This is a genomic window from Kribbella sp. NPDC051586 (genome assembly GCF_044453965.1).
GTDB lineage: Bacteria > Actinomycetota > Actinomycetes > Propionibacteriales > Kribbellaceae > Kribbella.
In genome coordinates this window covers 1,602,364-1,626,896 of sequence record NZ_JBITDF010000003.1, presented here as the reverse complement: position 1 = coordinate 1,626,896, position 24,533 = coordinate 1,602,364, and the positions used below count along the sequence as shown (strand labels likewise).

Below are 24,533 nucleotides of genomic sequence, written 5' to 3'. Positions count from 1 at the left end.
TGGCAGGCAAGAAGAAGCAAGGGAAGGAGTCGGCCGAACTACTGGCCGCGGCTGGCCTGGTGCGGCTGGCGAGGGTGCAGGAGATGATCGAGCACCTGGGCCACGAGAAGCGCGATGCGAGGTTGTCGGACACCTCGAGTTTGCAACGGGTTTCTTCGACAGATCGAGCACTGGCCGTCGTCGACACCTGCCGCTATTCATCCCGAGTCAGCAGACAGTACCGAGAGCCGGACTCGCAGTAGGTGATGATCCGAGAATGTTGAGAATACCTCCAGGCGGTCGGCAGCGAACTGGTCTGCACACAGGATGTCGTCGAAACTGCGACCAGTCCCCGGCCTCGTATTGACTCCGCTCGCCGCAGACGTCCATGAGTCAGTTGGCAGGCGCTCGAGTAGCAAGCCTCGATCCCCTGTATTGAAATCGCCTCCCACGATGGACAGAGGCGCGTGCGGGTCTGTCATTGTCGCAGCCAGTTCGGACCAGATCTCGTTGTAGACCGGATCTGATGCCTCTCGGTCGAACATATGAAAAGGAATCAAATGAACGCTGCCCAGGACTATCAATGTCGGCGAATGAATCTTTGCGACCAAGATTCCCTTATCATGCGAACGAAGTAGCCCATCTGGACGCTCGGCGAACAGGTCGGGATTCGGCAGTTGGACGTTTTCAACATCGAATAGGGGGAATCGCGACGCAATGCCAACTCCGAATCTCCGACTTGACAGAAACTGAGATGGGGAAGTCGGATAGCCAACGAAATATTCGAGGCCCAAGGCGTTGACAATCTCCTGGCTCTCTCCGCACAACATCTCGGACTCTTGCTCGAATTCGAGTTCCTGCAGAAGGACGACGTCGAATAGGACGTCTCCTAGGAGATTGAGTGTTTCCGACAGCGTCCGCGGGCCGTCGACAGCTGGTTGTGCGCCATGGAGATTCCAGGTTCCGACGATCAATGACCGAGTATCGGTCTCGGCGACCGTCTGTTCTTCAGACATATTCATATGTCACGCAACCCAATTCTTCAAGGGTCTTCGGAAGGTCTTCATACCCTCGTCGAAGGTGTGTATCATCGGAGATGACAATCGCACTCGTCGTAATGAGGCTTGCCAATACGAGACAAGCAGCTCCGCGGAGATCCGTCGGAGTGCCTATCGTGCCTCCGTTCAACACCGGCGGATCGGATCCATGAACCTCGGCAAGAGCCGCTTTACGGCCATGATGGATGACTTGCTTTGAGGACACTGATTTCAGACCGAGCCGACGAAGGGGCTCAAGGAAACGCAGTCTGTCTGGAAAAAGGGTATCGATCACGCGGCTGTGACCGATTGGCTTTGCAGCGAGAGCCAGGACCACTGGCGGAATCCAATCCGAGGCAAACATTGGATTAGGGCCTGCCACAATTTCGACCGCATGTAGTGGCTCAGCGACGTCGGCAACCGCCGTCACCGTGCAATCCTCTTCGGTCAGCCGAAGACCGATCTGGTGTGCGACTGGGCGAAACCGTTCAAGCTCGAATGGGCGACGGCCGATCAGTCGAACGTTACCCCCAGCAATTGCTACTGCTGACAGCAGAGTGACGGCGACTTCCTGATCTGGCCGTAGCACCGTGCTTAGAGTCTCTGGCGGCCCGGATGAATGAATAACCACGCTTCGATTATGCAACTCCAGGTTAGTTCCCATTTGGCTGAGCAGCGCAAATGCATCCCTCACTGAAGGTTCTAATGCAACACCGGAGAGAGTCGTGGATCCGTAGCATCCCAGCGCTGCGGCCAGTCCAATGATAGAGGTCGTCACAGATGGAAAGGGAAGGGCGACATTCCCCGGCCGTCTTCGAGGCCAACTTAAGCGGACGCCGCCAATGGCATCGTGTTCAACTGAAGCGCCGAAGGATGTAAGGGCCTGAAAGTACCACTCATCTGGACGCGCTTCGAAATCGCAACCCTTGGGGCGTCCAGATAGCCTCACCACGCGAGACCTGTTCAACAGCGCGGGTAGCAGGCAATACAGGTTTCGCGATCGATTTAGTAGTTCAGCACTTAGGTCGAGAGTGCCATGTCTCTTCGGCGACGCAAGTGTAAGTGTGCCAGATCCCGAGAGCTCCACGATCTCGAAAATCAGCCGTACGCAGTCAAGCAGTGCGTCAGCGTCTCTATTCCGTGGGACGCCCTCTATCTCGGCGCCTTCGCACATCGCTGCAACGGCGAGTGTGTGTGCAAAAGCATGCTTACTGCCCGAAACATGGACGGGACCTTTGAGGGATCGGCCCGTCCGAGCGACGACGAGACCACGTCGATGATCGGCTGCCATCAATAGGCTTCGCTCAGGTCGAGGTACGCGAGGGAAAGGTCGTCGCAAAGTGAGATGCGCGGATATTCCACCCATTCAGGATCGGCGAGCAGTGCACTCTTGACCTGCTTTAACATGCCTGGCAAGTCCGAATTGTCGAGCGCTGTGAGTACGCTGTGCCATGTCGGAAAGGGCCGGCCCCTGCCTACGCCTATACGAAAGCCATCTGACATCACGACCACCCGACGAATCTCGGCTGCCGCGTAGGTCGTAACGGCAAGGTGCGGCAGCCCTGCGCCGGATAGGTCAGCGATCCAGTAGCCGTCATGGTGATTCGCTCTTTGGCGATTTTCCAGAAGTATGTTACTGATATATGTCCGTGCTTGGCGCGGGGAGATATGACGGGCTCTTGCTGTGTCGCGCAGGTATGAGATTGCGCTCTCATCCAATGCAGACAGTTTTCTATCGCCGGGTAGGAATCTAATCTCGCCAGTTCGAAATTGCACTAATATTGGGCAATCGCCCAGGCTCCCGATGTGAACGACATCGTCTATGAGATGGACGATCGAGATAGCCGCTGTGGGGTCGATGCCTTCTTGCGAGACGAGGAGTTGTCCGACAGTCGAGTTGCGCATGGACGCAACCGCCGCAACCAGTTCGGTTGAGATGTCCTTGAACTCCGGAAATACGGCGTCAAAATGGTCCGTAATTCCTCTCGCAAGCCATTGTGCTTCAGATTCACAATCTGTCAGGTTTCGGTCGCTTAGTCCTGACGCGCCGTCTGAAACGATAAGAAGGGCGGAGTTCGACCGGTTGTCAACCCGTGCCGAAGCCGAATCCTCATTCACCTTTGCGCCGGCCACTACCGCGCTGCCAATGCGGATCACTTCGTAGGCCATCCGGGCAGAAGAAAAGTAGACAGAACTATTAGTGATCCGAATGTAAAGACGATTGCCGCTCGGAGGTATCCAGCCTTCGAAGGGCTGCTTACCAGAAGGCCAAACCCGGCAAAAACACCCATCAGGACGCCCATCAACACAATGATCAGTCGCGCCGCTTGGGACGGTGTCAGGCTGATCGCGATCTGAATACTTCCGATTGTAAAGGAAAGGATGGCGGCGAAGAATCCGAGAAATTCGAGGTTCCGAGTCGATGACTCATCAATCCGCTTGCTGGCGGCTGCCAAACTCAATCTATTCTCTTCGATGGTTTGGATCATTGATTGACCGAGCGCGTCCATCCGGGCTTCTGCATCGGCCCTGGTGGCCCTTATCTCGGCGGCAACTGCAGCGCCACTCTCGCGGAGAGAGTTTCGCATTCTCTGTGCTTCGTAATTTGTGATTCGTAAAGAGTAATCCGCGCGAGATGAGCTCTCAAGATCGACGGCTCGATCAAACTCTCTGCGGGCCCCCGCGTAGTCGCCATTCAGCGACCGCAGTCGTCCGAGAGTGGAATGGAACTTGGCGTATGATCGATCGAGTTCGACTGCCTTCAGCGCGGCGTCGAGCGCACGTTCCAGCCATTCTCGTCCAACCTGGGCCTTACTGCCCTCTTCTGCTTCCATGACAAGCGCGACGACGCCGGCAAACATGTGAATGTATCCGGCGTTTCCGGGGTGACTCTGCGCGTGTTCATATGCAGCGCGTATGAACTCGTCGGGATCAGTAAATCGGTCGAGAAGTCCGACGCGAGTCAGGAGCTCCAGGTGGCGATAACTTTGGCGATTTCTGAATGGATCGCCATGGCGCTCCATGAACTGTTCGAGTATGGTGTAGTCGCGATTGGTTCGCAATATTGTGCATAGGCAATAGAACGCACCGTATTGTATCTTCTCGTCAGCGTCGGCCATCAATGACTCGAGTTGCGACTCGCGGTCCAAGCGCCGCACTTGAGCCGCGAGCTTCGCCATCGCTAGCTCGTAGTCGTGGCTCGTTTCTGAGGGAAGCTGCGAAAGCAGCTGTTTAAGGTCTGCCCGCTCGTCTCCATCAGCCGTGGCGCCACGGTCGCCAAGAGTAACTGGACCGGCTGCTCCGTCCAGGCCCGCAGCGTTGTTCGTTTCAGCCATGCCACTCCAATCGGCACTTCGGACGATGCGCACCTTATCGATCGAGGGGGACCATTGTCTCGCTCTTGGAGGTCCGGCGAGCCTAGTGTTGGCCTAGCGCCCGCGGACGGCCGCTACGTGGTGACGAGCGACTGGGATCAGGCTGCGCTCCGGCCTATGCCCGGCTAAGCCGTCTCGTCGGATGTCAGCCGGAGGCCGGCGCGTGGCCTACCGGTGGGGCTTCCAGTTGCGTCTTCACGCCCTGGTGCGTCTGCTGAGGCGCAGGGGTGCCGAACGGTGCAGATTCGGGGCGGGAGCGCGGCCCGACTAAGTGAAGTGAATCGGGCAGCGCTTCCACTGGAGCGGCGGAACGGACGCGGGGTGCAGGGGACTTGAGGAGAACGAGGGATGTCCCCTCAGCACGTCCGCTCCGCCGGCTTGATGGCGATCAGGACCTCGTGGGTGCAGTGGCGGAGATGGTCCCTGATCTGCGCGGGGTGCCCGAGTACGGCGAGGTGGTGCAGCGTTGGAACGACGAGCGGCTGACCCTCGGACTCCAGGAGTGATTCGAGAAGGTCGAAGGCCGGGCCGGGCGGTCCGGGCTCTTCGACGTACACCTTGATGAGCTCGAGCCCATGCTCGGTCGCGAACGCCTTCAGCTGCCGACGGATCGCGAGGAGCTCGCCGGTATTGCGCACGAAGGACATCGAGATGAGCCCGAGGGCTGCGGTAGTCGGCATATGCACCACTGGTCCTTACGGTCGCGGGTGCCTAGCCGCCGACCACGATCGCGATGCCGTTCGACTCAAGGCGCTGTTTCACCGACGCAGGGTCGCCCGCGACCTCGAGGTGCTGGACGTCGGGCGTGATGATCATTCGCTGTGTTTCCTGCATGACGACCGCGAGCAGATCGTGGAACGCCTCGGGCGACGTCTCGATCTCCTCGACGTGAATCGCTACCAGCTGAACGCCACGACTCTGAGCAGCGTCGACGACGAGTTTGCGAGCGCTGGCCAACTCCGTCTCGTTCATGAGGAAGTGCTTCCTGATGTAGCCGTACGCCCGCATGGCGTTGCCCCGCTCGTGCTGATCTGTAGTTGAAAAGGTGCTGGTCATCTGTCCCGCTGCCCTGTCATTCGTTCCGGCCGGAAAGGTCTCGGAACAGATCGGTGAGCATTGCGATCATCAGCCCCGTGGTCACGCAGATCACGATGAGCAGCGGCGTCGTCATGGCGGGCGTCCTTTGTCAGTGGGTGTAACACTCTGTGTCCACACCATGGCGCTGTGACGGCGGCCACCACTACAGGCTGTGCTCATCGAGCCGACCTATCGGCCGAGCCGATAGACGCACCGGATGCGCTCGGGCTAACTTCACAGAGCCGCCTAGAGACAAGGAGTGACGATGACGGCACCGCAGCCGCAGCTCGACTCGTCCTGGTGGGATCAGGCGGAGCTGCGTCCTGTCCTGGCGTCGCGTGACGTTGCGGGCATCTTCCGCTGGCTGCAGCGGCACGGCTGGAGTCAAACGCAAATCGGAGCCCGCACCTATCAATCCCAGGGCGAGGTCTCAGAGATCCTCAACGGTCGCCAGGTCAAGGCGTACGACGTCCTTGAACGTGTCGCCGACGCGTTCGAGATTCCGCGCGGACGGATGGGGCTCGCATACAGCTCACCTGGCGAGGGGGAGAGCGGCAAGTCGAGTGAACTGACCTGCGACGATCGCCGGGACTTCGCCGGCGCGGTTGCGAGCGTCGCGTTCGGCTCAGTCAACGACCAGGCACGGAAGTGGCTTCCCGAGTTGCCGAACAGTGTGGCCGCGGTACCGCCTGTGATCACCGATTCTGACGTCGAACAAGTAGGGTCGATGACCCTGGAGTTCCGGAAGCTCGATCAGCGCTATGGCGGGGGAGCAGCGGTCGACGCGGCCCGCGGTTTCTATGGGTACGCACGGCGGATGATCCACTCGACCGCGGACCAACGCACCCACCGGGACCTCAAGGTGTCTCTAGCGGATTTCAGCAGCATGCTCGGTTGGTCCTTCCACGACATCGGCGATCAAGCAGCGGCTCGACGCTTCCTGATGAACGCTCTCGTCCTCGCCAAGGATGCCGACGAGCCCTCTCTCGCAGCTTCGATCCTGTACCGGCTCGGTCGGGTCAGCATGCAAGAAGCCCAACCAGTCGAGGCTTTGAAGATGCTCCAGCTTGGCCAGCTCGCGGCACAGGACGCAGGCGATCCGGCCGAGGTCGCACGACTGCACGCCAACGAAGCGCTCGCCTACGCGATGCTCGGCAAGCACGATCACGTCCTCGACGCGCTCGCTCGTGCAGAACATGAGATGGGCCGTGCCGACAAGAGCCGGGTGTCACCGTGGACGACGCTGTACTTCACGCCAGGCGACTACACCGGGCATCAGGCGCTGGTGTACAACTCGCTGTCTGGCTACGCAAAGGACGAGTCACAAGCCCGCCAGTACGCCGTACGCGCTGTCGAATTCGCGCAACAGGCCATCACCGAGTCCGGCCCGGACAGATCGCGCCGAAGCCGCACCTTCGACCGAATCATCTTGTCGACGAACCTGCTGCGTACGAACGAACTGGATGCCGGCGTCGACATAGCTCGCGATGTGATCAACGAAGCCCAAGTCCTCCGCAGCGGCCGTGGCCTCAACCGCCTCGCCGAGATCGGCGTCGCAGCTTCACACCATTCCGGCAGCTCCGACGCCGTGGACTTGCTCCACCAGCTCGAATCCGTCCGCACAACCGCGCCGAAGGCCCTCACCGCATGACGAACCTGTCTCCAGAGCTCGACCAGCGGCTCAAGCACGCCCTCAAGGGAATCTGCCAAGAAGCAGGCCTTCTCCCGGACGAAGCCGAACTCATCAAGTACACGAACAACGCCGTGTACCGACTCCCCAGCCAAGGCGTCGTCGTCAGGTTCGGCGCCGGCGATCTCGCCAGCCAACGCGCCGACCACGTCGCCCGAATCGCCACCTGGCTCGAGCAGCACGACGCGCCCGCCGTCAGGCTCGCTCCAGATCTGACCCAGCCCGTCCTGTTCGAGAACTACTCCGCCACCATCTGGCAACTCCTCGAAGGCAGCAACGCCGCGTGGACCGGCGCCGCGCTGGCAGCACCGTTACTCGGCTGGCACAAACTAGAACCGATGCCCAACCTCAAGCCGTGGGACCCCTTCAGCAGCGCACGCAGCCGCCTCGCGTTGGCCGACGGTCTAACCGCTGATGACCACGCCTGGCTCACTGAACAGTGGGCCAATACCGAGGCCGACTACCGAGATCTGACACCGGATCTCCGGATGGGCCTACTCCACGGAGACGCCTACATAGGGAACCTGCTGAAGGAGCCGACCGGCCGCTTCGTCCTTTGCGACTTCGACGGCACCAGCATCGGCCCTCTCGCCTACGACCTAGTAGTTGCCGCGGTCAGCGCCCTCCGCTTCGGCGCCACCCAAGACCACGATGCCCTAGCCGCCACCTACGGCCTGGACGTCACCACCCTTCCCGCCTGGCCCACCCTCCGCCGCATCCGAGAGCTCGTGCTAGTCACCAGCGTCATCACCGACCTCCGGAACCGCCCCGACATCGCCAAGGTCCACTCGCACCGGCTAGCGACGCTCCGATCGGGCGCTAACGAACTGTGGCACCGCTACAAGTAGCGGTTGCGGCGGCTCAGAAGAGTGTCGCGGCTACCTCAACCGGCGCCTTGTTTGATGCGGTCTTGCCGGCTGTCGTATCCAGCAGTTCGGCGAGTGTGAGCGGCTCGTGGCCGGGAGACGTCGCCAAATGGGACAGGAGCCGGGCGCAGGCCAGTGCGTCGTAGGTCGCGCGGTGCGGCACCAGGTCGGACGGAAGCCCTCTGGCTAGCCCGAACGCGTCGACGAGCGCCCCGAGCGTGTACGAGTCGCGGCCCGGAAGCAGTCGTCTCGCGAGCTTGAGAGTGTCCACGACGCGAGCGGGTCGGAAGCCCGGCAGCTCGCGGCCGAGCACCCCGAGATCGACGCTGGCGTTGTGGGCAACGAACACCTTCTCGCTCAACGCCCGGTGCAGTTCTGCTTCGATGCCGGCAACGGCCGGAGCGTCGGCGAGCTGGTCGTCCGTGATCTTGTGGAAGCGTCGCGCCATCGGAGTGATCGGCCGTGGCGGGCGAACCAGCCAGCTCTGCGGCTGGCCGACCAAGCCGCCCTTGATCGCGACAATCGAGATCTCAACCAGATCTGGTGGCCGCTGCCCATTGCCCTCGACGTCGACAACGGCGTAGTCGAATGCCGTCCACAGCTCCGTAGGTTGCTCCATTCTTCGTCGCCTCCGATGATCGTGCCGCCTGGGGCGGTCGCGTGTGCCGTCATGCGCTGTGGACGTGCCGAGCTACTCCCAGTCTCCCGCCGCCGCTTGCGCCGGCGCTGCATCCGAACCGGCGCGCGTCGCGGGCAACTGGTGGGCGACTGCACCCAACATCCGTCTGGACAGGCTCGACCGATTCATTCAGCCCCACATCGGGCCGCCAGGGGGGACCTTTCGGCTCCACGGCGTGGATGTGGGCGATCTGGACCTTCTTCTCGGGGTCCGCGTCGAAGAAGGTGACCGTTGGTACGCCACAATCAGGGAAGTAACACTTGGTGCTGAACGCGAAGAGCGCGCACTTGGTGGTTTCTGAGTGGTGTCGCTTTGACGTACTGACCCTGAATGATGCTGACTACTGATGGTCAGAAGACTCTAACGGTGAGTGCCGACAGTTTCTGCGCGATCGATCTCAGGCCAAGAGCCGACGGCGTCGTTATCGAAGGGGGAGTTCGTCGCGGCACAGGTCGACAACGAAAATGACGACGATGGTGTCGGGTGACCGGGTGCGGGACGGTTCACCCTGTCTAAGTTCAAGCTGGACTGGTGACGGCGGTCCGCTGCCCAACGGGCACTCCGAATGTCCGGCGGGGCGAGATCTGTAAAGCTCAGCACCGACAGCCGCTGCTGAAGCGGCCGCGTGTTCTTCGCCGCACTGTCGGACGTCTACGGAATGCTGTGGTGGCGATGCCTTGAGAGGAGCCGACCATGACCACCGAGGCTAGGACTGTGCCGTCACCGAAGAAGGCGGCGCAGGACTACGGTCCCGTGCAGGCATCGCGACGACTAGGAATCGCGCGCTGGCAGTTCCGGGATGCATTGCGCCTCGGCCTCATCCCAGCGGCCACGCTTGGGCGTTGGCCGGCGGAAGTGATCGAGGATGTCGAGCGGCGGCTGCCTGAGATTCTGAGCGCCTTGGAGCGACCCGGCGTCTTCTTTGTTGACGAGGACCGGGATGGCGACGAAAATCCAGATGAGGTAGCTGGGGTGGGTGAGCGGAGCATCGTCGACAGCGTGTTCGGCCGCAGCGTGGCCGGCCAGGCCTTCTCTCCCCTTCCGGGCCAGACCGACATTGACAGCGCCCTTCGCCTGACCTCCCCGGTGCTGCCGCCACTGTATCCCGATCTGCCGCGCGATGTAGAAGATGCCCGAGAGATTCTTCAGAACAACGCTGTTGACTTGGACAGATTCGAGCCAGCGATGCCCGAGGAGATCCACCTGCTGCAACTGAACGTCCGGGAAGGCCTGTACCGCTACCTCGCCCACACCTGGAGAGGTGACGACCGTTTGTACGTACTGGAGTTTCAAGGACCCTGGCAATATGTGATGTTCGGCCACACGAAGGACCTCGCCAGGCGCGTCACGAAGCACATGAACGACGCCACCCGGCATGGGTTCGCGCTCTTGAACGCCTGGGCGTCACCGCCCTTCGCGGATGCACGTGCGGCTGAGCGATCGGTTCTTCTCTTCGCGCGACAGATGCACCGTTTCAGTCGGCACGAATCGTTCCCACAGCTTCCCTATCCCAAGGCACTCAGCATCGCTCGCGCTGTGTTCGAACTGCAGTCCGGCTGGCCTGATGAAGCGGTCCCGGCAACCTCACCGGTGACCTACCCGGACCAGCGTTCGGCCGAACTGGCTCGCATGGTCCGTAACGTGCGCAGGCTTGGGCCCGATCGGGCCAACGGCGCGTTGCACGATTTGTGAGATGTCCACGGCCGAGCCGGAGTACGGGTCGTTGCTGTTCTCTTCGTTAACCAGGATCTGGCGGCGAACGAGGTCTTCCTGCGCAGTGTCGAGAGCTTGCGGGCGGCTGGGTTCGTGTCCTGTTCGGGCCGGGGGAGTTCGATCCGCATCCGCCCAGGACGGATGGCTCTGAGTTGACTTCCTTCCCATGGAGTATGGCGCTGCAGGCTGCCCACCTAGCGCACGGCTGCGGGCAATATCGCGGTCGCGGTGACCAACAACCGGGTCGGTTCGGGGGCTGTCTATGCGCGGTGATGGGGCCAAACCACGCGAGCCGGCTGGAAGCGTTGGATCGTTTGGTGGCGCTTCAACTGGTCGCGTAGAGCGGCGTTGGCTTGGCGGAGTTCTGCTGCTTGGGACTCCAGGCGGGAGACCTCTGCGCGTAGAGCAGCGACGAGGTCTGTGGTGGATTCTGTAGATCCGGCTTGGGTCTTTCGGAGGGTTCGCCAGCGGCGGAGGCGGCACGGGCCCGAGCAGAAGCGTTGGTCGGATCTAGCCATTTCGAAGTGGGTCGAACACTGTTCGCAGACGTTGGAGCGGTAGGTGGAACCGAGGCGTTCTGGGCGCGATGGGGTGTCCATGTGTCATTCAACGGTTGTGCCGTCGGGGGGCGGATTAGCCGTTTCAGGAGGCAGAAACGCCTCGGATGCCAGATGTGTAACGGTTTGCGGCTTTGTCGCTGCGGCGGCGGATGAGAATCGGGGTGTGCCGTCCGGCGACGTCGAGTCACACTGGTGCGGGTGAGCCCGTAGATGTGTAAGGCGCGGGGTCTTCGGGTGCCGGTGGATTGTTGCTGCGAGCACGTGGGTCTGTGTCCTGGCAGAGGGCCCTCCGGGCGGCGCGTGGCCTGTGGGTGTCGCGGGTCGAAGTCGTGGCCGGAGGGAGTGCTCGATGGAGGTCTTGTTCGAACGGGTTGCGGTTGGATGTCGGTAAGGCGTCGGTGACTGTTTGCGTGCGTGTTCCGGGCCCGCGGCAGGGGAGTCGTTCGTCAATGACGAGGACGTTCAAGACCACGATCGGGTCGCTGCGGGTGATGCGCGAGTGGCTGGTCGAGTGTGGTGTGACGATCGCGGCGATGGAGTCGACGTCGACGTATTGGAAGCCGCCATTCTTCTGTCTGGAGGAGGCGATGGAGATCTGGCTGCTGAACGCTGCGCATATGAAGGCGGTGCCGGGCCGAAAGACCGACGTGCGTGACGCCGAGTGGATCGCCCAGCTGCTCGAACACGGATTGCTGTCTCCGTCGTTTATCCCACCGCCGCCGATCCGGCGGTTGCGCATGCTGACCCGGTATCGGGTGCAGCTGACGGGCGACCGGACGCGTGAGGCGGTTCGGCTGGAGTTGATGTTGGAGGATGCCTCGATCAAGTTGTCGTCGGTCGCGTGGTCGGTAACGACGGTCTCGGCGCGGGTGATGCTGCGTGCGATGATCGACGGTGAGCGCGACGCTCGCGTGCTGGCCGAGATGGCCAAGGGCAAGATGCGTTCGAAGATCCCCGACCTCGCCCAGGCGCTCGAGGGGCACTTCGACGACCACCACGCCCGGATGGCCGCCGCGATCCCGGATCGACTCGAGCTAGTCGAGCGCGCCCTGGCTGATCTTGATGAGGCGATCCGGTTTCAGTGTCTGCCATGGACGCACGAGATCGAGTTGCTGCAGACCATCCCCGGCGTTGGAGAGAAGGTCGCGCAGGTCATCGTCGCCGAGACTGGTGCGGACATGACCCGATTCGGTTCCGCCAGGCTTGCTGCCTGGGCTGGGGTGGCGCCCGGGGTCTATGAGTCGGCCGGCAAGCGGACTCCGACCGGGAAGCGGCACGGCAACAAGTGGCTAACCGCGATGCTCGAGCGATTTGGCGTCGTGGGTCGACTGGATAGCCAGCCGCTACAACCTCGACCACAAACTCATCCCGCCTTGCTGGCCCCACCATGGCGCCCTGGTCGAAGAGCTCTCGGCGCTCCGCACCCTCTGGGAAGCCTCCTACCTCGAAGACGCCGCCCCCTCCAGCCCTCTCGCCTTCCACCGCGAACTAGACCTGACCCTCCGCCGCCTCCGAGAATGGACCTCCCGCCTCGGCTGCTCAAGACCCAGCACCGCCACGAGAGCTAAACCCGATCGTCCCATCGAGATGACTGGCGATATTGCCGTATTCACGTCATGATGTTGGCTCCAATCAAGGGGGGAAAATGGGCGAGACAAGAGGTGATGGCACCGATGGTGTGGGTCTCTCAGACGCGATCGCGCTGCTGAGGGATGAATTGCTTCGTGCGCGGGCGTCGGGCGCGGGATCGGCGGTACAACTGCCGATTCAGTCGATGACTGTTGAACTGACCGCCCGCGCCACGAGGTCCGTGGACGGCAAGGCCGGATTCAGAGTTCCAATTGTGAACATTGAACTCGGTGGTGGTGGAAGTCGCGAAAGTGGTGCTGACCAGACGATCACCGTCGTCTTCGGACCGCCAGTCGATCAGGAAGGCCGTCCGGTCAAGGTCGCGAACGCGAGCGACGAACTCAAGGGCTAGCCGCAGTGCGTGTCTCGCTGGCCAGCCGAATCGTCGAGATCATAGTCGATCTGGGGGCCGGTGCCGCAGAACGGTACAGATTCGGTTCCGGCTGCATAGTTCGAGGCCGAACAGTAGTCACGGCTGCGCACCTTCTGGTCGGCGCCGTCAGTGTGACTGTTCGAGATGCCGCGAAGAACACATACGGTGCCGTCCTTCAGGAAGCGTTGGTCGGCGATCCCGACGGTCCGGGTCCCGATCTCGCCCTCATCGACATCGAGCACACGGCGCTTGACCTGCCAGCCATCGGACTCGCCCGAGTCGATCGTGACAACCCGGCGGGGGAGCCCGTGGAGCGATGCCACGCGATCGGCTATCCGTGGTTCGCGGAGACCCCCTCGCCATCAGCGGTCCGTGACTCTGTGGACGCGATCGGAATGATCCCGGTTCTGTCGAAGCTTGGATCCGGACTGCTCAGTGTGCGCGTCTTGGAATCGCCGCGGGGGTTGCCGGCCGAGGACCTGACTCTCGACAGATCCGAGTGGTCAGGTATGTCTGGTGGACCGGTAATTGCATCTGGACGTCTCCTCGGAGTCGTCGTCGAACACGCGCCACGCGAGGGAGCGTCAGCAATCACAGCGGTGCCTTTGACTGCTCTGGAGCCGGATGGAGCACGATCCACCAAGAGGAGAGGCGTAACAAACCCTGAGCTTTGGTGGTCCCGCCTCGGCGTGTCCGGCCAGCAGGATCTTGTGGTTCTGCCGGCCCATACATCGACACCGGAAGCGCCATATCTGGCAACAATCAGGGAGGTCCGCAGGCGCACGCCGAGCCTTCGGGGTCGTCAATCTGAACTTGCAGATATTGCGGACTTCGCTACGGGAAATGAGAGCTACCGGTATATTGTGGGAGGCGCCTGGGCGGGCAAGACTGCGTTGCTTTCAAGTGTCGCTACGGACACGATGCCTGAAGATGTTGACGTGGTCGCCTATTTCTTGTCAATGCGCGAGTCGGATGCGGATAGCAATCGCTTCCTCGCCGCAGTCGTTCCACAGTTGGCAGAGTTGCTTGGCGAAGTCACGCCGGTGGCCGATCGTGATCAGTTCAGATTACTCTGGGAGCGTGCGACAGTTCGCGCCTCCACACTCGATCGACATCTATTGCTTGTGGTCGACGCCTTGGACGAAGACTTACGGCCAGACACTGTGCCCAGCGTGGCCTGTGTTCTTCCGCAGCATGCTGGGCATCACTCGCATGTGCTCGTATCCGGACGGCCACATCCAGAGTTACCGCAGGATGTAGCTGTCGAGCATCCGCTTCGGCGTGCAACGCTAGTTGAGCTCCGCGAATCTGAGTACGCCCAATATCAGCGGTCATTGGCTGAGCAGGAGATAGCTGGCCTTCTGAGTCGACACAGGAGTGAACTTGCAGTCGATATACTCGGCTGCCTCACAGCGGCGGCCGGACCCCTGTCTATTATGGACATCGGGGAGCTTACGTCGCGACCCCTGCTGCAGATCGGCAGGTTTGTCGAGGAGTCAGCGGGCCGGAGCCTGCAACCGGTCGCGTTGCACGCCAGGCAGAAGCGCTACCAGTTTGCACATGCATCGTTGCTCGAACATTGTCTGGCGAATCCATATACCAGCCATCCGAAGTACCTGAAACGATTGACGGAATGGTCGCTAGACTGGCAGCGTAAAGAATGGCGAGCGGTCGATCCAGATGAGGTACCCCCCAGCTATTTCTTCGACTCGTATCCTGATGCGATTAGCGCCGATCGGGATCGACTCGACGCACTGCTCGGTGATGTCTACTGGATCGAGCACGCCATTCGCATCTCCGGTGTCGACAACGTCCTTGCGAGTTTGCGAACAGCGGCTCGAGGTATGTCTCGACTCACCGGAGCTCGTAGCATGCTAAACGTCGTCCAGAGGCAGGCGTTGAATCTACGTGAGTCCGCTGGCAAAACGGAACCTGGATTCGTGTTGCGCCAATTATGCCTGGAAGCGCTCGCTTGCGAGGCATGGGTAGTTGCTGAAGCCTGCGCGAAAAGGCTACAAGTTATGGCTGATCCGGGGATCATCCCGACGATTGTACTTGCCGACTCGGAGAAGCCTGCTGCATCGATGGCGGTCAAACTTCGACAGCAGATGATGATTGGCATCGCAGGGGGCGGCGTTGTAACAGTGACGGAGGAGGGGAGGCTCCTTCGCTGGTCTCTGGCCTCGTCGAAGGCTAGGCCGATGGAGGTGGGTGGCGCATTCCGCGTCGCAGGCGCGCCGCAGGCGTCGGCTCTGCTGGATGGCCGACTGGGCATCGGTGGCTCAGACGGGCGAGTTTGGATCCTCGATCCCTCCACGCCGGACAGCACGCCTCGCCTGATGGGGGAAGTGGATGGACCGCTATCGGCCATGACCACGTTAGCCGACGGGCGACTGGTCACCGCGTGCAGGGATCGTGCAGGCGGGGTCTCTGAGCAGGGTAGTGTCCATGTCTGGAGTGATGATGGTCGTGCGTTCACCGCAGCGGAATTCGGGCGGATATGTGCAGAACTCCTAGCTCCATTGCCCAATGGCGGCCTTCTTGCGTACACCGCTGACCAACGTGTTCTCTACTGGTCTTCAGTTGGAAGGCGATCGGAGCCGATTTGTCTGTCGTACGGGGAACAGGTCATCAGTTTCTGCGGACTGCCTGATGGTCGAGCCCTATCCGTTGTTGCCACACGTCGTGGTGGACATGTGGTACGCATATTAGATCCAATGTCACCTGTGTCCGCTATCTTCGCTCCTGATTCTAGCAAAGTGTCCTTCGATGTTCGTGAATCCTATGTAGACACGGCGATTGCGTTGAGTAGTGGATATGTTGTCCTTGCGACGGCAGATTGCTTTCTCACAGTGTGGAGTATTAACGATTCGCAGAGGCGGATCGGTCGTGTGAAGATGTCGAGTCGTGTCCTTGCGATCGCGGCGCTGACGGATGGTCGCATTGTTGCCCTCGATACATCGGGCGAGATATTTATCTGGGACGTTGAAATCCGGTCGGATCCTGAGGAGATCCACAATGATCGCCTGAGGATGAGCGCGATCGCCTGTGGCCCTGACGGCAGCGTGTTGACCGCTCGCGATGACGGGTACGTTAAGTTGTGGCGGGCGGACGAGGTGACCCCCACGAGTCTAGGTCTGCAAACGGATTCTGTCGCGGTCGTCGTAACGGCTGGCGGAGACTACTTCTCCGCAGGAGGCTTCTTCACGCCGTCCCTGAGGAAGTGGACTCCCAGCGGAGAATTCTCTGAATCGGCGTCGTTCGGTTGGGTGAGTGTAATGGCACCCGCTCCGGATGGCGGATTTCTTACAGGTGGGGTAGACGGGCGGATCAATCGATGGCATCCCACGACGTCAGTCCTTGACCCGACGCTTTTGGGACGATTGCCTCGCGCAATTACGGCAATCGCTGGACTGCCTAACGGTAATGTGATGACAGGTGATCAAGAGGGAGTGGTCGCACTCTGGTCTGCGGATGGCGAGGCCGAGCCCATTCAGCTACTTCGGCTGAATAGCGTGGTTAGCAGCGTTGCCGTGCTGGCAGGTGGGCAGATTCTGCTAGGCACCGAAAGTGGGGATCTGTTGTCGATTGAGGGACCTAACGCAGCGCTCACGCCGACACTGCTTGGATCGCATCCAGGTGGAGTGATTGCGATCGCGGCAGTGAGCGATCATCGAGCTATGTCGGCCGGGCGAGATCAGACCATCCGCCTTTGGGATACGCTGCAAGGGGTAGAAATCTGTCGGCTTTGCTCTCCGGTTGAGGCTATCGACTGCTTGCCGAGCGCTGATGATTGTGCTGTTGTCGCAGTTGCGCACGATGGCAACCAGCTTTCAATCCTTCACTGCCCCGCGTGAGGTCATCGACGGTCAACCAGCGCCTGCATCCGGTGCGCTTCGCTTAGGTAGGCGTGCGCGTAGACGAGGCGTCCCCTGGTGAGCTCTTGAGAGCTCTGGCTGTCTTCAGTTGGAGGGCTTTGTGTCGCGAGTCTTGGACTGACGTAAGCACCGGCCGGGTGACGCTCGCTGCTGGATCGAGTTGGTCGAGGAATCGTGTGAGCTGCAGCCGCTCGCCGAGGGCGAAGTGGATCTTGGCGACTTCGAGGATGTCGATGTCCTCGCGGGACGCGGTCTCGACGATGCCGAGTCCGGCGTACGCCGGGGGCAGCACGGCGATCCGGGTTGCGAAATCGTCCGCAACACCCTTCTGCACAAGGCTTTCCCGGCGCTGCTCGAACAGGGCCAGCTCACGACCCCGCAGTACGTCGGGCAGCGCCGCGGTCAGCTTCGCGATCCCCGGACCGAAGAACTCGATGAGCTCCTCGATGTCGACCGGAGGCCGCCGGTTGCTGACCAGCCAGCGCGTTGCGCGTTCGACCAGCGTCCGGGTCTCCAGCCGCATGTGGGTCTGGGTCTCGGCGTCGACGATGTTGTCCAGCTCGGCGTTGCGCGACAGCAGCTCCGGCTGCGAGAAGATCCTGCTGGCCGCGAGGTTCGCGCGGACGACGTCCTCGACGGTCCCGCCGGTCTCGAGCGAGAGCCGGTGGTACGCCGTGATGCCGGACGTGTTCACGAATTCGTTGACGACCTGCGTGGTGATGATCTCGCGCCGCAGCTGGTGGCTCTGGATCTGGTCCTCGAACCGCTCCTGGATCGCCTTCGGGAAGTAGCTGGCGAGCTTGTGCTTGAGGAACGGGTCGTCCGGGAGCGTCGTCGTGAGCAGCTCCGCCTTGAGCACGAGCTTGGTGTACGCGATCAGCACCGACAGCTCCGGCGACGTCAGCCCACGTCCCTCGGCCCTGCGGCGTCTGAACTCCGGTTCTTCGAGGAGAGCCTGGATTGCCGGATCGAGCGGAGCGTCTTGCTCGAGCCGCCGAATCCAAGCGAGGTGGATATCGAGGAGCGCCGGGGCCTGCTCGGCCGCGTTGGCGAGCGCGATGTTCTGCCGGTAGTTGCTCTTCAGCACTAGCGCGCCGACCTCGTCGGTCATCGACGCGATGATGTCGTTGCGCTGCTTCTCGGTGAGGTCGCCGTCGGCAACCACCTTGTCCAGCAGGATCTTGATGTTCACCTCGTGGTCGGAGGTGTCCACGCCGGCCACGTTGTCGATGAAGTCGGTGTTGATCCGGCCGCCGGCCGCGGCGTACTCGATCCGGCCGAGCTGGGTGAAGCCGAGGTTGCCGCCCTCGCCGACCGCCCGGGCCCGCAGGTCGGAGCCGTTGATCCGGATCGCGTCGTTGGCCTTGTCGCCGACGTCGGCGTTGGACTCGCCGGACGATTTCACGTACGTGCCGATGCCGCCGTTCCAGAACAGGTCGACCGGCGCCTTCAGGATTGCGTTCATCAACTCGGCCGGCGTCAGCTTCGCCGGACTGCCTTCGATACCGAGCGCGTCGCGCACCTCGGTGGAGATCGGGATCGCCTTCTCGGTCCGCGGGAACACGCCGCCGCCGGCGGAGATGAGCGACGCGTCGTAGTCCGCCCAGGACGACCGCGGGAGGTCGAAGAGCCGCCGCCGCTCGGTGAACGACGAGGCGGCGTCGGGCGTCGGGTCGAGGAAGATGTGCCGGTGGTCGAACGCCGCGACCAGCCGGATGTGCTCGGACAGCAGCATGCCGTTGCCGAACACGTCGCCGGACATGTCGCCGACGCCGACGACGGTGAAGTCCTCCGCCTGGCAGTCGTGGCCCATCTCGCGGAAGTGCCGCTTGACCGATTCCCACGCGCCGCGGGCGGTGATTCCCATCGCCTTGTGGTCGTAGCCGACCGAGCCGCCGGACGCGAACGCGTCGCCCAGCCAGAAGCCGTACTCCTTCGCGACCCCGTTCGCGATGTCGGAGAACGTCGCCGTGCCCTTGTCGGCGGCAACGACCAGGTAGGCGTCGTCACCGTCGTACCGGACCACGTCGCGCGGCGGAACGATGTCACCGGCAACGATGTTGTCGGTGATGTCCAGCAACCCGGAGATGAAGGTCTTGTACGACGCGATGCCCTCGGCCAGCCATGCGTCCCGGTCGACGGACGGATCCGGCAACTGCTTGGCGTAGAACCCGCCCTTCGCGCCCACGGCGACCAATGCCGAGTTCTTCACCATCTGCGCCTTCACCAGGCCGAGCACCTCGGTCCGGAAGTCCTCCCGCCGGTCCGACAACATCAGGCCGCCGCGAATTAGTGGACTGCCGAACTGCAGGAATGATCCCTCGACCTGCGGCGAGTAGACGAAGCTTTCGTACATCGGGCGTGGCTGCGGTAGGTCCGGGATCGCTCTGGATTCCAACTTCAGCGAGATGTACTCACGATGCCGGCCGTCGGCGCCCGCCTGAAAGTAGTTAGTCCGTAGCGTTGCCTTCACCAGCGTCAGGAACGATCGCAGGATCTCGTCCTCGTCCAGGCTCTGCACCGTGTCGAGCGCGGCTAGGATCTCCTTCTCCAACGTCAGTGACTGCTCATGGCGATGCAGTCCATTCAGATCCCCACGAGTCGGATCGAACAGTGCCTCGAACAGTTGGTAGAGGAGGGTGATCACCTCGCTGTACTTCAACAAGCAGGAATCAATGAAGTCGCCACTGAACCGAGTCCCGATCTGGCGGTGGCATCTGACGTATGCACGTATGAGCGAGATCTGGCGCCAATTCAGGCCTGAGCGAATCGCTAGTCCGTTGAGCGCATCGCTCTCCGCGGCACCGTACCATTGAGCCTGGAACGTGTCGGAGAAGAGTTTGCGCAGTTCCTCGCGCTCCTCGGTGTCCTCCGGTGCTCTCAGGCCGAAGTCGTAGATGTAGGCCATCGGGCCGTCGTCGCAGCGGATCTCGTACGGGCGCTCGTCGACGACCTCCACGCCCATCGCGCTCAGATGCGGCAGGACCTGTGAGAGCGACAGCGACGACCCGGTGCGGAACACCTTGAAGCGCCGTTCGCCTTCCCACTCCTCGTCGAGCGGGGTGTAGAGCGACATGGCCAGCCCGTTGTCGGACGGCAGGCTCTCCAGGACATGTACGTCGTTGACCGCGACGCGCGCGTCGAAGTCCTCCTTGTACGCCTCCGGGAACGCGTTGGCGTACCGGCGGGACAGCTTGGTGACCGCACCGTCGCCGCCCTGTGCGTGCAGCGCGGCGGTGAAGTCGTCCTGCCACGCCCGGGTCGCCTCGATGACCTGCTGCTCCAGCAGATGCGCGTCGTACTCGCCGACCGTCTCGCGCTGCGTCATCCGCACTACGAAGTGCACGCGGGCCAGCACGGACTCCGTGACGTAGGCGGCGTACGTGACCGTCTCGGCGCCGATGGCGTCCTTCAGGATCTGCTGCATCTTCAGCCGGACCGCAGTGGTGTAGCGGTCACGCGGCAGGTACACCAGGCAGGACAGGTACCGGTTGTAGACGTCACGCCGTACGAACAGCTTGACCGCGCGCCGCTCCTGCAGGTGCAGCACCGACTGCACGATGGGGAGCAGGTCCTCCACAGGTGCCTGCAGCAGCTCGTCGCGTGGGTAGGTCTCCAGTACGTCGAGCAGGCCCTTGCCGCGATGACCGTTTGGCTCGAAGCCGGTCTGGCGGAATAGCGCCAGCGCCTTGCGTCGCAGCAGCGGCACCTGCACGATGCTCTCGGTGTACGCCGTCGACGACAGCAGACCGATGAACCGGCACTCTCGGAACGGGTTGCCGTTCTCGTCGAACTGCTTGATGCCCACGTAGTCCAGGTAAGCCGACCTGTGCACCGTAGAGCGGGAGTTGGCCTTGGTGAGGATCAGCAGCTTCCGCTCCTGAGCCATCTTGCTGGCCTCTCGCGGCAGTTTCACGGTTCTTATGCCAGCCGTCGGATTATCACGCAACACACCCAGGCCGGTGCCGGCGCGCGCGCATAGGACGCCCTGCTCACCTTCCATGGTGAAGTCGTACTCGCGGTAGCCGAGGAAGGTGAAGTGCTCGTCGGCGAGCCACTCGAGCAGCTCGCGGGTCTCCTCCACCTCGCTCTCGGAGACCGGCAGGTCGTCGGCCGTCAGCCCGGCGGCGATGCTGACCGCCTTCTCGTGCATCTTCGGCCAGTCCTCGACCGCCGCACGGACGTCGGGCAGCGCCCTCCGCAGCGCCTGCCCCAGGGTGCGCTGCACGGCGACGTCCGCGATCCGCTCGATCTCCAGATGCATCCAGCTCTCGCGGACCAGGCCCTTGTCGTCAGCGAGTGCATACTCGTCGAGCACCTCCTGCAGTGCCCCGCCAGCGTCGCGCCGCGCGATGAACTGAGAATAGATCGCGCCAGCGACCTCAAGGCCTTGCTCGGTGATCGCCATTAAGACGCTGTCTAAGAGAAACGGCATGTCGTCGCTGACGATCTCGATGACGGTCCGTCCGATCGCGGACCAGCCGTGCTCCTCCAGCGTGGGTGTGAAGACGTCCAACCTCGCAGTTCCCGGTGGGCGAACCATCGCTGACTTATAGTGATGCCGTGCGGCGCCCAGGCAGTCGATCGGCTGACGCTCGGCGACATCCTCTGCTGCGACATGCCGGTAGTACTGCTCGAGGAACATCTTCAGCTTGCCAGGGTCGGCCGACTTGTCATGACCATGCGTCCCGGCCGACACCGCCTTGGCCAGCACATCGGCCTTCTGGACGTCCAGCTTGCTTGCCATACCCACCCCCATCCGGCGTCTCGCCGGCTACCCCATACCTGCCGTCGAGTCGACGGATCCAGCTCAGAAGCCCGATGGCCTCAAGCCTTGGATCCATCGGACAGCCCGACGCCCCAGATAAACCATAGAGCACTACCGTCCTCTCGGTTTGGACATCCCCATGGCGAGAAGGCGTGCAAGCTGGGCGCGACTAGATTACCGTGGGCATCAGCGTCCGACGGTGGGCTTCACGCCGAAATCGCCGTCTGGGGACGTGGCGCAAGGGGTGGCCGCTTGTGCGATTCCCTCAGCCGAACCTTGAGGTGGCCGTGATGGCGCAGCTGGGCGTACGCAGCGGTTGGTGGGGTTGCAATAGGATCAAGACCGGAAACCTGACACGTCTCGCGGTAGGCCGCGATGTCACGGACGACTTGGTGCCTCAAGGCGATCTTGTCTGACGCTGAATCGGCAACCAGCCGGAACCAAGGCTCGTTGGCTGACGCAGCTTGTTCCCCGAGCCAGTCTGCGCGTTGTGCGATCTGGGACTCGATCTCTTGGAGAGCGGCCTTGTAGGTGGGGTTGGAGACGTGGGTGGACGGCGTTGCGACGCCAGGGATGAGTGTGGGTGATTTTATGCGCGTACGCCGTTCGGCTCGCGTAGTGAGTCGTTCGACGCGGGCGTGTAGGACGGACGCTAATGTCCTTCGCATCGGTGAGGGAGGACTGGGCAACGGCCTGGCGGAGGGTGGTGGGGACGTCGAGGCCGAGGTGCTCGGCGCGGCGTAGCGCGGTGATGAGCGGGCCGAAGGCGGAGGATTGGAGGGCGGCTTCATCGATGGCGTCTAGGCTGCTGATGGAGATGGCGGGGCGGTAGCGTTCGCGAGCGTCTTCTTGGCAGAGGTGTTCGTGGATGGGGAGGAGGCGGTCAGGGCGGGTTCCGTCGTCGAGCTTCTTGCGCATCATCTCGTGGGCAGAGCGCTCGATGCCGTCTTGTTCGAGGACGCTCTGCAGGACGTCCTGCATGGTTTGCGGGAACTGGGGCTCATGCATCTCGGCGGTCGACGTATGAGTGGCGACGTACGCGCGGCTGCTGTGGCGGCCGCGGGTCATGCCGGCGTCCATGAGGGCTCGTGTGAGCTTGTCGGTGACGAGTAGGTGCGCGGTGTCGATGGTGGCACCTTGTGCGCGGTGGGCCGTTGTGGCATAGGCGAGCTCGACGGACTCGCGCTTGGCTGCACGGCAGCCCATCCCGCGGTTGCCGGTGGTTCGAGGGCCTGCGCATTATGTTGTCGGCCGACGCCGCCAGCTGTCGGAAGTCCGCGCGAACCCGCTCAAGCTAGTCGTGAACCAACTGTCATACCTCCATGATCCGCGCCTCCCCGAAGAGTGCCGCAAGGGGCTCGTCGGCCGTCAGAAAAGGTTGCATGAGGCAAGTTTCTGCTACGTCACTGCTACGTGGGAGGTTGAGAAGCCGCGATCACCGATGCTGACCGTTGAGAGACGAAGCCGCAGGTCAGAGATCAAGTACGCCCGTCCGCGCGCCAATCCCCGCGACGCTGGAAGAGATCTACACCATCTTCGAAGGCACCAGCGAAATCCAACGCCTGGTGATCGCGAGAGCCATCTCAGGCATGCGAATCCGGTAGGTAAGAGCTGGGGGAGTGAATGCCCCCGCCCGCTATGCAGGCGCTACCTTCGTCGCTCCGCTCCTCAACGCGCCTGCTACGCGTGCACCCCGCCCACCCCCGGCTACCGCCGGGACATACGGGCTGCCGCCCGCGCTGCGCCCGCTATCGCTCGCGAGTGACTGCCACGTGCTGCCGCCCAACCGCGACGAGCGCCGGACCCAGCGAGGGCCGCACGAGCCTCGTGCCCAGAGCACACACGTACTCGATGGTCAGCAACACCCGCTCGCGCCCGAGCGCTGACTACCGCTGAGTGGCGCCGCTCGTCGTGTCGGCGTCCACGGCGAAGCGGTTGCCGCTCAGCTGGATCAAACGAATCGTAGGCGGGGTACCGTGTGGCCACGGAGCCAGGCCGGATCGAAGAAGCCAGCGCCCGATCGCGGCACTGCGGAGCTCACTGCACGTCCGCCAAAACGAGGCGGACAACTGGACTGTTACTTCACCTTCACCCGGAACGGTCAGCACAATGTCGGGCCACGCCGGATCAAGACGCTGTCCCGGTCCACGATGCGAATCTTCAGCCCGTACCCGGCGCCAGACAGGTGGTGTGCGCCGTTGTTCCACGCTTTGCCTTGCATCTTCCGCCACCTCCGGAGACCCGTCGACCCTGCGCTGGCCGGCGAGAGTTCCGTCAGGCCGGATGGCCATCGTGGAGGTACGCGACCGTCCGCGATTCGGTGGCCTTGAGAGCAGCTTCCACGCGGAGCCAAACGTATGGGCGTAGACGCTGTTGTACCTGCTGTAGGTCGAGGAACGCGTACCGCCGCAGCTCGTCGTGGTCCGGCTCGAGTCGCGCAATCTGGTCGGCGGGTAGTTGTCCGGCATCAAAGATGAACATCAACGAGTCGTCCCAGGGGCCGTGGGGCGACATCCAATCGATGCACGAGAGCGCGAGTTGGTCCGGCACCAGCTCGAGATGGAGCTCTTCGTTGAGCTCCCTGATGAGGCCGTTGACAGGTGGTTCGTTGGCCTCGATCATGCCGCCGGGATGGTCCCAGTCGGGCTTGTAATCGGGGTCGACGAGAAGGATCCGGCCCTGCTGGTCACGGAGGATTGCATCGCCCAGCCGAGCCCGACCCCTCCGAGCAGCAGCGGGAGGCCCACGAGGGCGAGCAGGATGCCGATGACGAGGGGGACCGGGCGGTTCCTGTGTGGAGCGGTGCGGCCTGGCTCAGGTGGCGGGGTGGAGGTGGTCATGGTTGTGGTCGCCCTTCTCGTCGCCAGGCGACGTCATGACCGGGGCGCTGAGCCGATCCACCACGAAACG

General features: G+C 62.5%; 15 protein-coding genes and 1 pseudogene. 7 read left to right on the top strand and 9 right to left on the bottom strand.

The annotated features are described in order from the left end of the window. Positions 1-197 precede the first annotated feature (197 nt). The 6 genes from ACIA58_RS26425 to ACIA58_RS26400 all read right to left on the bottom strand — a co-directional run bounded on the left by ACIA58_RS26425 (position 198) and on the right by ACIA58_RS26400 (position 5,446). The gene (locus ACIA58_RS26425; protein WP_396406440.1) at positions 198-995 is read right to left on the bottom strand and encodes an endonuclease/exonuclease/phosphatase family protein; all 798 of its coding nucleotides are present in this window, start codon (positions 993-995) and stop codon (positions 198-200) included. Beyond that, positions 988-2,307, bottom strand: coding sequence for a hypothetical protein (locus tag ACIA58_RS26420; RefSeq protein ID WP_396406439.1), 1,320 nt, complete (start codon positions 2,305-2,307; stop codon positions 988-990). Before ACIA58_RS26420 ends, ACIA58_RS26425 begins: the two co-directional genes overlap by 8 nt. After that, positions 2,307-3,185 (bottom strand): PP2C family serine/threonine-protein phosphatase, encoded by an 879-nt coding sequence (locus ACIA58_RS26415; protein WP_396406438.1) that lies wholly within the window; start codon positions 3,183-3,185, stop codon positions 2,307-2,309. Before ACIA58_RS26415 ends, ACIA58_RS26420 begins: the two co-directional genes overlap by 1 nt. After that, positions 3,170-4,351 carry a tetratricopeptide repeat protein gene (locus ACIA58_RS26410; RefSeq protein WP_396406437.1) on the bottom strand — a complete coding sequence of 394 codons (1,182 nt, stop codon included), beginning with the start codon at positions 4,349-4,351 and terminating at the stop codon, positions 3,170-3,172. The genes ACIA58_RS26415 and ACIA58_RS26410 overlap by 16 nt, the downstream gene beginning before the upstream one ends. A gap of 395 nt (positions 4,352-4,746) precedes the next feature. Next, positions 4,747-5,070, bottom strand: a complete 324-nt coding sequence (locus ACIA58_RS26405) for a hypothetical protein (RefSeq protein WP_396406436.1) — start codon at positions 5,068-5,070, stop codon at positions 4,747-4,749. A 31-nt stretch (positions 5,071-5,101) separates the two neighbouring features. Beyond that, positions 5,102-5,446 carry a hypothetical protein gene (locus ACIA58_RS26400; RefSeq protein ID WP_396406435.1) on the bottom strand — a complete coding sequence of 115 codons (345 nt, stop codon included), beginning with the start codon at positions 5,444-5,446 and terminating at the stop codon, positions 5,102-5,104. A 286-nt stretch (positions 5,447-5,732) separates the two neighbouring features. Here ACIA58_RS26400 and ACIA58_RS26395 point away from each other — a divergent pair, with 286 nt between their 5' ends. Together ACIA58_RS26395 and ACIA58_RS26390 are read left to right on the top strand one after the other, a co-directional pair. Further along, positions 5,733-7,118: a helix-turn-helix domain-containing protein gene (locus tag ACIA58_RS26395; protein ID WP_396406434.1), complete on the top strand. Its 1,386-nt coding sequence runs from the start codon at positions 5,733-5,735 to the stop codon at positions 7,116-7,118. Beyond that, positions 7,115-8,005: a phosphotransferase gene (locus tag ACIA58_RS26390; protein WP_396406433.1), complete on the top strand. Its 891-nt coding sequence runs from the start codon at positions 7,115-7,117 to the stop codon at positions 8,003-8,005. The genes ACIA58_RS26395 and ACIA58_RS26390 overlap by 4 nt, the downstream gene beginning before the upstream one ends. A 13-nt stretch (positions 8,006-8,018) precedes the next feature. On the opposite strand, the gene ACIA58_RS26385 is transcribed toward ACIA58_RS26390, so the two are convergent. Next, entirely contained in the window at positions 8,019-8,642 is a 624-nt protein-coding gene (locus ACIA58_RS26385) for an exonuclease domain-containing protein (protein ID WP_396406432.1), read from the bottom strand. Between the two features lie 753 nt (positions 8,643-9,395). Between ACIA58_RS26385 and ACIA58_RS26380 the strand changes: the two genes are divergently transcribed. From ACIA58_RS26380 to ACIA58_RS26360, 5 genes and pseudogenes are all read left to right on the top strand, one after another. Next, positions 9,396-10,394, top strand: a complete 999-nt coding sequence (locus ACIA58_RS26380; RefSeq protein ID WP_396406431.1) for a hypothetical protein — start codon at positions 9,396-9,398, stop codon at positions 10,392-10,394. Between the two features lie 850 nt (positions 10,395-11,244). Continuing rightward, entirely contained in the window at positions 11,245-12,543 is a 1,299-nt protein-coding gene (locus ACIA58_RS26375; protein ID WP_396406430.1) for an IS110 family transposase, read from the top strand. Positions 12,544-12,620: 77 nt separating this feature from the next. Further along, complete coding sequence (locus tag ACIA58_RS26370) at positions 12,621-12,956, top strand: trypco2 family protein (protein ID WP_396406429.1); 336 nt, start codon at positions 12,621-12,623, stop codon at positions 12,954-12,956. A 5-nt stretch (positions 12,957-12,961) separates the two neighbouring features. Then, positions 12,962-13,471, top strand: a pseudogene (locus ACIA58_RS26365) (trypsin-like peptidase domain-containing protein); the annotation flags it as partial. 195 nt (positions 13,472-13,666) lie between these two features. Continuing rightward, positions 13,667-16,834, top strand: coding sequence for a WD40 repeat domain-containing protein (locus ACIA58_RS26360; RefSeq protein ID WP_396406522.1), 3,168 nt, complete (start codon positions 13,667-13,669; stop codon positions 16,832-16,834). 43 nt (positions 16,835-16,877) lie between these two features. Here the strand turns inward: ACIA58_RS26360 and ACIA58_RS26355 are convergent, their stop codons facing one another. Further along, the gene (locus ACIA58_RS26355; RefSeq protein ID WP_396406428.1) at positions 16,878-21,602 is read right to left on the bottom strand and encodes an NAD-glutamate dehydrogenase; all 4,725 of its coding nucleotides are present in this window, start codon (positions 21,600-21,602) and stop codon (positions 16,878-16,880) included. 2,295 nt (positions 21,603-23,897) lie between these two features. Next, the gene (locus tag ACIA58_RS26350) at positions 23,898-24,320 is read right to left on the bottom strand and encodes an NUDIX domain-containing protein (RefSeq protein WP_396406521.1); all 423 of its coding nucleotides are present in this window, start codon (positions 24,318-24,320) and stop codon (positions 23,898-23,900) included. Between the last annotated feature and the right edge of the window lie 213 nt (positions 24,321-24,533).

Coding starts and splice junctions, on each gene's coding strand:
- ACIA58_RS26425 (WP_396406440.1), bottom strand. CDS start 995: ATGTCTGAAGAACAGACGGTCGCCGAGACCGATACTCGGTCATTGATC.
- ACIA58_RS26420 (WP_396406439.1), bottom strand. CDS start 2,307: ATGGCAGCCGATCATCGACGTGGTCTCGTCGTCGCTCGGACGGGCCGA.
- ACIA58_RS26415 (WP_396406438.1), bottom strand. CDS start 3,185: ATGGCCTACGAAGTGATCCGCATTGGCAGCGCGGTAGTGGCCGGCGCA.
- ACIA58_RS26410 (WP_396406437.1), bottom strand. CDS start 4,351: ATGGCTGAAACGAACAACGCTGCGGGCCTGGACGGAGCAGCCGGTCCA.
- ACIA58_RS26405 (WP_396406436.1), bottom strand. CDS start 5,070: ATGCCGACTACCGCAGCCCTCGGGCTCATCTCGATGTCCTTCGTGCGC.
- ACIA58_RS26400 (WP_396406435.1), bottom strand. CDS start 5,446: ATGACCAGCACCTTTTCAACTACAGATCAGCACGAGCGGGGCAACGCC.
- ACIA58_RS26395 (WP_396406434.1), top strand. CDS start 5,733: ATGACGGCACCGCAGCCGCAGCTCGACTCGTCCTGGTGGGATCAGGCG.
- ACIA58_RS26390 (WP_396406433.1), top strand. CDS start 7,115: ATGACGAACCTGTCTCCAGAGCTCGACCAGCGGCTCAAGCACGCCCTC.
- ACIA58_RS26385 (WP_396406432.1), bottom strand. CDS start 8,642: ATGGAGCAACCTACGGAGCTGTGGACGGCATTCGACTACGCCGTTGTC.
- ACIA58_RS26380 (WP_396406431.1), top strand. CDS start 9,396: ATGACCACCGAGGCTAGGACTGTGCCGTCACCGAAGAAGGCGGCGCAG.
- ACIA58_RS26370 (WP_396406429.1), top strand. CDS start 12,621: ATGGGCGAGACAAGAGGTGATGGCACCGATGGTGTGGGTCTCTCAGAC.
- ACIA58_RS26355 (WP_396406428.1), bottom strand. CDS start 21,602: ATGGCAAGCAAGCTGGACGTCCAGAAGGCCGATGTGCTGGCCAAGGCG.